2 protein-coding genes are annotated in these 3,454 nt (G+C 75.4%); one reads left to right on the forward strand and one right to left on the reverse strand.

Annotated features, from left to right (window positions below; genetic code table 11):
• Positions 1-1,191 (reverse strand): helix-turn-helix domain-containing protein (locus AB0O00_RS33010; RefSeq protein WP_363658097.1); only part of this gene is annotated, 1,191 nt, incomplete at its 3' end.
• A gap of 1,035 nt (positions 1,192-2,226) precedes the next feature.
• Between AB0O00_RS33010 and AB0O00_RS33015 the strand changes: the two genes are divergently transcribed.
• Positions 2,227-3,039, forward strand: coding sequence for a GNAT family N-acetyltransferase (locus AB0O00_RS33015; protein WP_363658095.1), 813 nt, complete (start codon positions 2,227-2,229; stop codon positions 3,037-3,039).
• The last annotated feature ends 415 nt before the right edge of the window (positions 3,040-3,454 follow it).

A 3,454-nucleotide genomic window follows, 5' to 3' on the forward strand; every position in this document is an offset into this window, starting at 1 on the left:
GTGCGGACCGGCCTGACCGTGCGCCGCCGCCTGCCCGTGCTGCGGGTGCTGTCCGTGCTGCGCGGGCAGCACCGCTCCGCCGGGCGCCGCGGGGTACGCGTGCGCCGGCTGCTGGCCGTGCGCCCCGCCGAACACGCCCGCCGCCGTCGCGGTGGCCGCCCCGTGCGGACCGGCCGGCCCCGCGGGCTGCGAGCCGGGCCGCCGGGCCCGGTAGCTGGTCCGGTAGGCGGCCGGCGAGACCCCGAGCTGACGGCGGAAGTGCCCGCGCAGCGCCACCGGCGAACGGAACCCGCACCGCCGCGCGACGTCGTCCACCGACAGCTCCGACGTCTCCAGCAGCCGCTGCGCCTGGAGCACCCGCTGGGTGATCAGCCACTGCAGCGGCGCGCTGCCGGTGAGCGTGCGGAAGCGGCGGTCGAAGGTGCGCCGGCTCATGTACGCGCGAGCGGCCAGCACCTCGACGTCGAACTGCTGGTTGAGGTTCTCCAGCGCCCACGTGACCACCTCGGCCAGCGGGTCGTTGCCGATCTCCTCCGGTAAAGACTGATCGATGTACTGGGCCTGTCCTCCGCCGCTGCGCCGGCTCGGCACCACCAGCCGGCGGGCGAGCGCGTTGGCCGCCTCGGCGCCGTGGTCGCTGCGCACCACGTGCAGGCAGAGGTCGATGCCGGCGGCGGTGCCGGCCGAGGTCAGCACGTCGCCGTCGTCGACGAAGAGCTCGCGCGGGTCGACGTGGACCCGCGGGTAGCGCTTGGCGAGGGTCGGGGCGTACATCCAGTGGGTGGTCGCCGGACGGCCGTCGAGCAGGCCGGCCGCGGCGAGCACGAACGCGCCGGTGCACAGTCCGATGATCCGCGCGCCCTCGTGGTGCGCCTTGCGCAGGGCGGTGATCGCCTCGACCGGCGGCGGCTGCGAGATCGACCGCCAGGCCGGTACGACGATCGTGCCGGCGCGGGCCAGGGCCTCCAGGCCGTAGGGCGCGGAGAGGGTGAGGCCGCCGGTGGTGGCGAGCGGGCCCTCCTCCCCGGCGCAGACCAGCAGGCGGTAGCGCGGGACGCCGGCGTCCTGGCGGTCGACGCCGAAGACGGAGAGCGGGATCGAGCTCTCGAAGATCGGGGCGCCGCCGAAGATCAGCACCGCGACGGTCTCGCGGCGGCGCCGGCCGGACAGCTTGCGGGGCGCGGCTGTCATCACCGGGGTTGCGGAGCCGTTCGCGCCGGACCGGTCGCCGAGCGGGCCGCCGTGGGCGCCACCGTGGGCCGGGCCGTGCGGGCCGCCGTGCCCGAGCGGGCCGTGTCCGCCGGCGACGGCCGGGCCGAGGCCGCCGAGCGTGCCGGTGGAGCCACCGGGCAGGCCGGGGGAGCCGGGGACGCCGGGGAGGCCGGGCGTGCCCGGGTAGGCGGAGTAGTCCGCGCCGTAGCCCGCGCCGTTGGGCCCGTAGCCCGAACCGTTGGGTCCGTGGCCCGCGCCGTTGGGTCCGTAACCCGCGCCGTTGGGCCCGTGGCCTGCGCCCGTGCTGCCGGGGCCGTACGCCTGGCCGGGGTTGATGGCGCCTCGGCTGACGGTCGGTCCGCCGTGCTCCGGGGACGCGCCGTAGGAGGGGGCGCCGGGCGCGGCGGAGGAGGCGGCCGGTGCGGCCGGTCCGGCGGGGTGGGCGGGGTACGAAGCGGTGCCGGAGGCGCCGGAGTTGCGGGTGGTGGCGGCGGTCGCGGGGGTACCAGCGCTTCTCGCGGGGCGACCCGCGATGCCGGCCACCGTCTGGCCGCTGTCAGGACCCGCGTCGCTCCTGCTCACCCTGCTCAAGGCGCTCAAGCCCCCTCGGTGGTGTGGTGTGGGTGGTGCGGCACTGCTAGCCAAGATCGAAATCTATCGGGTGGACCGTTGCCGTTGTGACAAGTTCACCATCCGACGCTATGTCGACATGGCAATTTGGCGTGATGCATTCGATCACGAAGCGTGGCACCCGTCGACCCTTCTGGGAAGAGGGCCGGTGCAACGGTGGCTGGTTGTCGCGGGGCCGCTCCTGGGGCGTCCGGCTCCGGGGCGCCCGGCCGGCGGGTCTGGGCTGCGGATTTGCCCAAGCGGGAGGGACCGGCCAGAAATTGACCGAAAATCGGCGGTGCACAAGAGGGCGCACAGGTCGCCGGATGTGCGCCTCCCTGGCTTCATTCGGCCAGGGCCCGGGCGGGCCGCGGCCGGCGTGACGGCCCGGGTTACCGTCCTGCCGTGAACGTTCCGCGCCGGCTCGAACAGGCCAACGACAACGCAGCCGCCTTCTGGCTCGGCCAGGCCCGGGCGCACGGCTGGCAGACCCGTACCCACGAACTCTTCACCGCCGTCCGCTGCGCCCGTACGCCGGACGACCCGCACCGCATTCTGATCACCCGGCCGTACGCCGAACCGGGTTCGCTGGAAGCCGAATTGGCCGAGCTCATGGCGGCCTGGTCGACCCTCCGCTTCACCCTGGAAGATCCGTATGGCGGCCTCGACCTGACCGGTTTCGGCGCCACCCGGCTGCCGCTCATGCCGGTGATGGTTCGTGAGCCGGGCCCGGTCGCGGGCGGCCCGCGGACTCTGCCGTACGTCTGCGAAGCCCAAGGTGGAGGATCTCTGACGGTCGATGAGGCAACGGACGGCGGCCTGCTCGCCGAGGCGGAGCGCACGATCGTCGACGGGTTCCCGCAGCGCGCCCGGCAGCCCTGGACGCGCGGAGCGGCTGTCCCGGAACGGATGTTGTACGACCCAAGCTGCCGCATATGGCTGGGCCGCCTCGACGGCACCGCGGCGGGCGCCTGCCTCACCTATGACGACGGTCGGGCCACCGGGGTGTACTGGGTCGCCACGCTGCCCTTCGCCCGTGGCCGGGGCGTGGCGCGCGCCGTGGTGGAGACCGCCCTGGCGGCGGCCCACCCCGGCCGTCCGGCGACCCTGGTCGCCACCGCCGCGGGCGAACCGCTCTACCGCAGGCTCGGGTTCGACGACCGCGGACCCACCTGCTGGTGGACCCGGACCGCCCCGCCGGCCCGGGCGAAGGCGTAGCACCGGCCCGGCCGCTCTACTGCGCCGCCACCGCGGGAAGCGCGCCCAGCGGAACGGCGAACCTGGTCCGCACGGGCCCATCCTCCCCGGGTAGCAAGGCCGTTGGGCGCTCGACCGGGTGCTCGACGGTCGTGCCCGCACCGTGCGCGCCCATTCCGTTGTGCTCCGCGACGATCGCGGCAAGCCCGCCTGAGCGGTTTCGGACAGCGGCGCCCGCCTCCGGTCCTGCGGCGCCACCCGTCCCGGCGTTCACGGGACCAGGCGCATGCGAGCCTTCCAGGGCGGATCCCGCGGACCGTACGCCGGACCGTGCGCCGATGAGCGCCGTCACGGCCGCCTGCGCGCTCGCTGCGGCGCTCGCCGTCACGGCGACCGCGCGCGTCTGCGCGGCCGTCCGCCGCCGGATCGGGGCGCC

Source organism: Kitasatospora sp. NPDC093558 (assembly GCF_040683475.1).
Lineage (GTDB): Bacteria > Actinomycetota > Actinomycetes > Streptomycetales > Streptomycetaceae > Kitasatospora.